The organism is Streptomyces sp. XY431, from assembly GCF_001279805.1.
Lineage (GTDB): Bacteria > Actinomycetota > Actinomycetes > Streptomycetales > Streptomycetaceae > Kitasatospora > Kitasatospora purpeofusca.
Window position 1 is genome coordinate 43,019 of record NZ_LGDO01000469.1, and the last position, 6,280, is coordinate 49,298.

General features: G+C 73.0%; 7 protein-coding genes. 3 read left to right on the forward strand and 4 right to left on the reverse strand.

Going from position 1 to position 6,280, the window contains the following annotated elements; all coding sequences use genetic code 11:
* Positions 1-151: 151 nt before the first annotated feature.
* Together ADK60_RS29640 and ADK60_RS29645 are read right to left on the reverse strand one after the other, a co-directional pair.
* On the reverse strand, positions 152-727 hold the full coding sequence (locus tag ADK60_RS29640; protein WP_053649969.1) for a TerD family protein: 576 nt from the start codon (positions 725-727) through the stop codon (positions 152-154).
* 113 nt (positions 728-840) lie between these two features.
* Positions 841-1,329 carry a hypothetical protein gene (locus ADK60_RS29645; protein ID WP_045939014.1) on the reverse strand — a complete coding sequence of 163 codons (489 nt, stop codon included), beginning with the start codon at positions 1,327-1,329 and terminating at the stop codon, positions 841-843.
* 78 nt (positions 1,330-1,407) lie between these two features.
* On the opposite strand from ADK60_RS29645, the gene arfB reads away from it, so the two are divergent.
* On the forward strand, positions 1,408-1,842 hold the full coding sequence (gene arfB, locus ADK60_RS29650) for an alternative ribosome rescue aminoacyl-tRNA hydrolase ArfB (RefSeq protein ID WP_045939015.1): 435 nt from the start codon (positions 1,408-1,410) through the stop codon (positions 1,840-1,842).
* A gap of 54 nt (positions 1,843-1,896) precedes the next feature.
* Here arfB and ADK60_RS29655 read toward each other — a convergent pair whose 3' ends face one another.
* Positions 1,897-2,424, reverse strand: a complete 528-nt coding sequence (locus tag ADK60_RS29655) for a flavin reductase family protein (RefSeq protein WP_045939016.1) — start codon at positions 2,422-2,424, stop codon at positions 1,897-1,899.
* A 395-nt stretch (positions 2,425-2,819) separates the two neighbouring features.
* Here ADK60_RS29655 and ADK60_RS29660 point away from each other — a divergent pair, with 395 nt between their 5' ends.
* Together ADK60_RS29660 and ADK60_RS29665 are read left to right on the forward strand one after the other, a co-directional pair.
* Entirely contained in the window at positions 2,820-4,664 is a 1,845-nt protein-coding gene (locus tag ADK60_RS29660) for a GGDEF domain-containing protein (RefSeq protein ID WP_053649972.1), read from the forward strand.
* A gap of 160 nt (positions 4,665-4,824) precedes the next feature.
* Positions 4,825-5,820 (forward strand): carbohydrate-binding protein, encoded by a 996-nt coding sequence (locus ADK60_RS29665; protein WP_159400640.1) that lies wholly within the window; start codon positions 4,825-4,827, stop codon positions 5,818-5,820.
* Between the two features lie 72 nt (positions 5,821-5,892).
* On the opposite strand, the gene ADK60_RS29670 is transcribed toward ADK60_RS29665, so the two are convergent.
* Positions 5,893-6,280 (reverse strand): amidohydrolase family protein (locus ADK60_RS29670; RefSeq protein ID WP_159400641.1); only part of this gene is annotated, 388 nt, incomplete at its 5' end.

A 6,280-nucleotide genomic window follows, 5' to 3' on the forward strand; every position in this document is an offset into this window, starting at 1 on the left:
CCGGTGGACGGAGGACCGTCCGCCGGCGCCGCTCCGTCGTTCCGGGCCCGGTGCCCCGGCCCGGCCGGTGGGCGGGGACGCCGGGAACGACGCGGCGCCCGCCCCGCCGGGTGGCGGGACGGGCGCCGGAGGGCACCGCGGGGGCGGAGCGTCAGAGCTGGACGCCGAAGTCCTGGGCGATGCCGGCCAGGCCGGAGGCGTAGCCCTGGCCGACCGCGCGGAACTTCCACTCGGCGCCGTTGCGGTAGAGCTCGCCGAAGATCATGGCGGTCTCGGTCGCGGCGTCCTCGGAGAGGTCGTAGCGGGCGATCTCGGCACCGCCGGCCGCGTTCACCACGCGGATGTAGGCGTTGCGGACCTGGCCGAAGTTCTGCGACCGGGTGACGGCGTCGTAGATCGAGACCGGGAAGGTGATCCGGGCGGCCTCGGCCGGCAGCGTGGCGAGGTTGACGTTGATCGCCTCGTCGTCGCCGGCGCCCTCGCCGGTGCGGTTGTCACCGGTGTGGACGACGGTGTTGTCCGGGGTGCTGGTGTTGTTGAAGAAGACGAAGTGGCTGTTGGACAGCACCTTTCCGTCCGCGTTCAGCACGATGGCGCTGGCGTCCAGGTCGAACTCGGCACCGGTCGTGGTGCGGACGTCCCAGCCGAGGCCGACGGTGACCGCGGTCAGGCCGGGGGCCTCCTTGGTCAGCGAGACGTTGCCACCCTTGGAGAGGCTCACTGGCATGGTGTGTGCTGTCCCTTCGATTGCTGTTGCCGGGGATAACGCGGGAACCGCGAGGGTTGGTTCCGCGCGGCCGGTTTCTTTTCCGCCGCCGGCACGGTTTCGGGTATTCCCCGTCAGACGCGCCGGAACCTGCCCTGGAGTTCCCAGACAACCGGATTGTCGGCGAGATCCGGGTGCATGTCGAAGAGGTCGGCGAGAGTGTCCTGGAGGAAATCCCTGGCCTCGCGGCGCAGATCGCCGTGGCGCACCACGACCGGCGGCTCGTCCGGCAGCCAGGTGGCCGTCACCTCTACCCAGTTGAAGCGGCGGGCGAACCGCAGCAGATGGGTGTTCTGGGTGAAGTCGAGGTCGGCGGTCTGCACCCGGGCGGCGCGGCCGCCGTCCGGGTCGCGGTCGAGTTCCTCGACGATGTCGCACAGGGCCCAGGCGAAGTCCAGCACCGGGACCCATCCCCAGGCTGTGGACAGGTCCGATTCCTCGTCCTCGACGTGGACGTCGCCGCAGAACAGGTCGTACCGCAGCTCGCGCACGCCCGCGGACCGGTAGTCGGTCTGCGGGGGGTCGGGGAAGCGGTTGGAGAGGGAGTAGCCGAGCTCGATCACAGGGACATTGTCGGGGTTGGCGCGGGACGGCCGGATAACCGGGTGACCCGGCGTGGTCCGGCGCGGGATGATGGGCCCATGCCTGAGCCCATCCGCGTACGGGGGTCGGTGGTCGTCCCCGACGCCGAGCTCGTCTGGCGCTTCTCGCGTTCCTCCGGCCCCGGTGGCCAGCACGTCAACACCTCCGACACCCAGGTCGAGCTCCGCTACGACCTGGCCGCCTCCGCGGCGCTGCCCGAGGTGTGGAAGGAGCGCGCCCTGGAGCGGCTGGCCGGCCGGCTGGTGGACGGTCGGGTGCTGGTGGTCCGGGCCTCCGAGCACCGTTCGCAGTGGCGCAACCGTGAGGTCGCCGCGGCCCGGCTGGCCTCGCTGCTCGGCGAGGCGACCGCCCCGCCGCCGAAGGCGCGCCGGGCGACCAGGCCCAGCCGGGGCATGGTCGAGCGGCGGCTCACCAACAAGCGGCACCGCTCCGAGCTGAAGCAGGGGCGGCGCTCCCCGCGCGGCGGCGAGTAGCGGCAGCACCCGGCAGTGCCCGGCGTGTCCGGTGGTGTCCGGCCGGCGCCGGGGTCAGCCCAGGGAGCGGTAGCCGCCGCGGAAGTACAGCAGCGGGCGGCCGCCGGGGTCGGGAACCCGGGCCTCCAGGACCCGGCCGAGCAGCAGGGTGTGGTCGCCGGCGGGCATCCGCTGCTCGGTGCGGCACTCCACGGTGGCGAGCGCGCCACTGATCAGCGGGGCCCCGCTGTACGGGCCGCGGTGGTGCGGGGCGTCGGCGAACAGCAGCCGGTCGCTGAGCCGGCCCTTCATGGCGAACCGCGAGCCGAGTGCCTTCTGCTCCTCGGACAGCAGCGAGACCGCCCAGGTCCCGGCCCGCGAGAGCACCTCGTCCATCCGGGAGTCCTCGCGGACGGAGATCAGGACCAGCGGCGGTTCCAGCGACACGGACAGGAAGGACGTCGCGGTCATGCCGACGTCCTCGCCGTCGTCCGGGTCGTGGACGGTCACCAGGCTGACACCGGAGGCGAGCTGGGAGAGCGCCGCCCGGAACTCGTCGGGGGACGCTTGGGAGGCAGCTTCGGGCTGCGGTGACGGGTACACGTAGGCACGCTAGCCCGCGACCGGGGGAAACGACATCGGACCCTGGTCGTAGGACCAGCGACGCAGCGCGGCTCGGTCCGCCCGGGCGGCGGGAAGGTTACGGTTCGCGCCCGGCCTCACTCCCAGGAGTGAAGGGGAGGGCCTGCCCGGCGGTCAGTCGGCTACAGCGCCGGGCCATTTCGACCGACCACCGGAAATGTGCCGATGGGGCTTTTTGTCCCGTTATGGGGCAGATGAACCGATTAAGGGTGCATTAGTGTCGTGTGATTTAAGTCACAAGTGCTGACCTATTGCTGACCGAGCGTGCCGAACGCTGTGCTCCCTGTGATTCAGTTCTTCTGGCAATCGGACGATAACCAATCAAGACCTATCCGAAGCAGCCGGGGAGCCCCCGCATGGAAGCCGAGTCGGAGCCTTATGTCCGTCTCGCGACCCTCCGCACCTTGCACCGGGTCGTGGCGGACCTCAACGCTGCCCGCAGCCTGGCAGGAACGCTGCAGGCCGTGGTCGAGGGCGCCGTGCACGGGCTCGGATTCGACGCCGCCGCGGTCAGCCTGGTCCGGCCCGACGGAGACCTGGTGGTGGCGGCCGTCTGGGAGCTGGAGGAGAGCGCCATGGGCGGCCCCTCCGTACTGCTCGGCCAGGTCGGCTCCCGCGAGTCCTGGGACCGGCTGCTCGGCGTCAGCGACCACTGGGGCACCCTGCGCTTCCTCCCCTACGACCGCGGCTGGGCCGTGGCCAGCGACATCCCGCGCTGGATCGGGGACGGTGCGATGCCGGTCTACGCCAACGACTGGCACCCGGCCGACGGTCTGCTCGCCCCGATGTACAGCGCCGGCGGCGACCTGCTCGGCGTCCTCTCGGTGGACCGGCCGCGCAGCGGCAAACGGCCCGGGGCCTGGACCCGCGAGGCGCTGGAGATGTTCTCGCTGCAGGCCTCCATCGCGATCGGCAACGCCCGGCTGCGCGCCGAGATGCAACGCGCGCTGGCCCGCCTGGAGAAGGAGCAGCAGGCGCTGCGGGCCAGCGAGGAGAGCTTCCGCCAGGCCTTCGAGTACGCCCCCAGCGGGATGGCCATCACCGAACTCCACGGCGCCGGGCGGGGCCAGCTGACCAGGGTCAACGACGCGCTCTGTCGTCTGCTCGGACGCCCCCGGGCGGTGCTGCGCCAGCAGAGCTTCGCCGATCTCGTGCACCCCGACGACCGGACGCTGCTGGAGCGCACCAGTGCCGAGAGCGGCCGGGCGGAACTGCGACTCTCCCGCCGGGACGGCGGGTACCAGTGGGTCTGTCTGCGGAACTCGATCGTGGCCGACGCCGCCGAGGGCCCGAGCTTCCTGCTCACCCACGTCGAGGACATCGAGGACCGCAAGCGGCACGAGCTCCAGCTCGCCCACCGGGCCAGCCACGACGCGCTCACCGGGCTGCCGAACGGGGCCGAGCTCAAGGCCAGGCTCGGGCGCCGGCTCTGCGCCCTGCCGCAGGCGGTCGCCGCCGGGCACCAGGCCGTCCCGCCCGGGGACTCCGGTCACGGCGGCGCCGGGTACGCGGCCGCGCTCCGCCCCGAGGACGGCTTCGGCGGGTACCCGGAGCACCTGTTCGGGGACCCCCACCGCACGCCCGTCGGGTACGAGGGCATGGACCCGGCGCACGGCTACGGCCTCCCGGAGGGCTATCCGGCGGTCGCGTCCGCCGGCGCGCCGGACGGCGCGAACGGTTACGGCGACCATGTGCACGCCGTGGTGCCGCCGGACCACGGCCCCGGCGGCGAGATCCGGACCGGACCGTTCCGTTCGAGCCCCCCGCCCGCCGTGGAGAAGGGGCTCGCGGTGCTCTTCTGCGACCTCGACGGCTTCAAGTCGATCAACGACCGGTTCGGGCACAACGCCGGGGACGCCGTCCTGGTCGAGGTGGCCCGCCGGCTCAGCGGGGCCGTCCGGGACGGCGACACGGTGGCCCGGTTCGGCGGCGACGAGTTCGTGGTGCTGGCCGACGGCATCGGCCGCGACGAGGCGAAGGACCTCGCCCACCGGCTGCGCAACGCGATCATCCCGCCGATGCGGATCGACGGCCGGGCGATGCGGGTCGGGGTGAGCCTCGGCATCGGCTGGGCCGGCTGCGGGATGAGCATCGAAGAGGTCCTGCACACCGCCGACGAGCGGATGTACGACGAGAAGCGGGCCCGGGGCGGTGCGGTGCGCGGTGCCCGCGGCGAACGCTCGCACCGGCGGGCCGGCTGAACCGGGGTCCTGGGCGGGCGCAAGCTACCCGTGGGTTGTTAAGGGGTCTTTTCGGGGCGTAGCCGACGACAGGTAGTGTTCCGGGGGTACGAGCGACCACGATCAGCGCCGGACGGCACGGCAGTGCGGCGGCGCGACCGCGATGGGGGAGTTGACCACCGTGACCACTGCCGGCAGCAGCGGGGCGCCCCAGGGGCCGGAGGGCGGCGTCCCTCAGGACGACGATCCGTTCGGCTACCTCTACCGTCCGGCCGACGGCGCCTCCGGGCAGCCGGCCGAGCCGCAGCAGGGCGTGCCCCGCACCCCCTACAGCCGCCCGATGGAGGTCGGCCGCGCCCAGTACGGTCAGCCGCCCCGGCCGCAGCAGCCCCACCAGCCGCAGCCCGGCTACCAGCAGCCCGGCTACCCGCAGGCCCAGCCGCCGCAGCAGCCGTACCCGGCGCAGGGCGACTTCGGTGCCGCCCCCACCCAGCAGACCCGCTACGCCGAGCACTCCCGCCCGCAGCCGGGCGAGGAGCGGCCGAGCGGCGGCGGCCGGGGCAAGGGCGCCGTCATCGGCGCGGTGGCCGTGGTCGCGGCGATCGCGATCGGTGCCGCGGTGGCCCTCACCGGCGGGGACCCGGACAGCGACAAGGAGAAGTCCGCCAAGGCCAGTGCCTCGGCCGGCGTCTCGGCGGGCCCGGGCACCGGCACCGGCAGCGCGAACCCGACCGGCTCCGCGTCGGCCACCCCGTCGGCGACCGCCTCCGGCACCGGTGGCCTGGGCACGGTGGACGCGAGCCAGCTGCAGGCGCAGAGCGCTCCGGTCGGCAACACCGTCAAGGGCACCAAGTCCTCGGACGGCAGCTACCTGACGCTCAACCCCGGCGGGACGATCACCTGGGCCGGCGAGCTGGCGACGGCCGGGACCTACAAGTTCACCGTGCACTACAGCAACGCCGCCGCCGACGTGCGGGCGACGACGGCGGTCAACGGCAAGGACTGGCCGGGCGGACTGTTCTTCAAGAACTACTCCCCGGGCAAGGACCCCGCCTCGTCCTGGTTCAACACCTACATAACCCCGCCGATGCAGGCGGGCCCGAACACCATCGTGATCTCGCTGCCGCCGGGCAGCGGCACGATCCTGCTCGACCAGGTGGTGCTGGAGGCCGCGTAGGCCCCACGCACGACGGCCGCCCGCTCCCCTTGGGGGAGCGGGCGGCCGTCGTGCGTGGTGGGGTCGTACGGGTCAGGCGGTGGTGATCGGGGCGAAGCGGTCGCCGCCGGTGATCCACTCGCCGCGGCGCATGACGGCGACCAGGTCGTAGCTGGTGGAGTCGACCACGACGAGGTCGGCGAGCTTTCCGGTCTCCAGGGTGCCGACCCGGTCGGCGAGGCCGAGCAGTCGGGCCGGGACGGTGGAGAGCGACTCCACGGCCTGGTTCAGGCCGAGGCCGTTGACCGTGACCGAGCGCTTGAACGCGACGTCCAGGGTGAGCGTCGAGCCGGCGATCGCACCGCCCTCGACCAGTCGGGCCACGCCGTCCTTGACCTCGACCTGGAGCGGGCCGAGGGGGTAGAGGCCGTCGCCCATGCCGGCGGCGCCCATGGCGTCGGTGATGAGGGCGACCCGGGAG

Bases quoted from the DNA above. Each gene is read 5' to 3' on its own strand.
- ADK60_RS29640 (WP_053649969.1), bottom strand. From the start codon at position 727: ATGCCAGTGAGCCTCTCCAAGGGTGGCAACGTCTCGCTGACCAAGGAG.
- arfB (WP_045939015.1), top strand. From the start codon at position 1,408: ATGCCTGAGCCCATCCGCGTACGGGGGTCGGTGGTCGTCCCCGACGCC.
- ADK60_RS29660 (WP_053649972.1), top strand. From the start codon at position 2,820: ATGGAAGCCGAGTCGGAGCCTTATGTCCGTCTCGCGACCCTCCGCACC.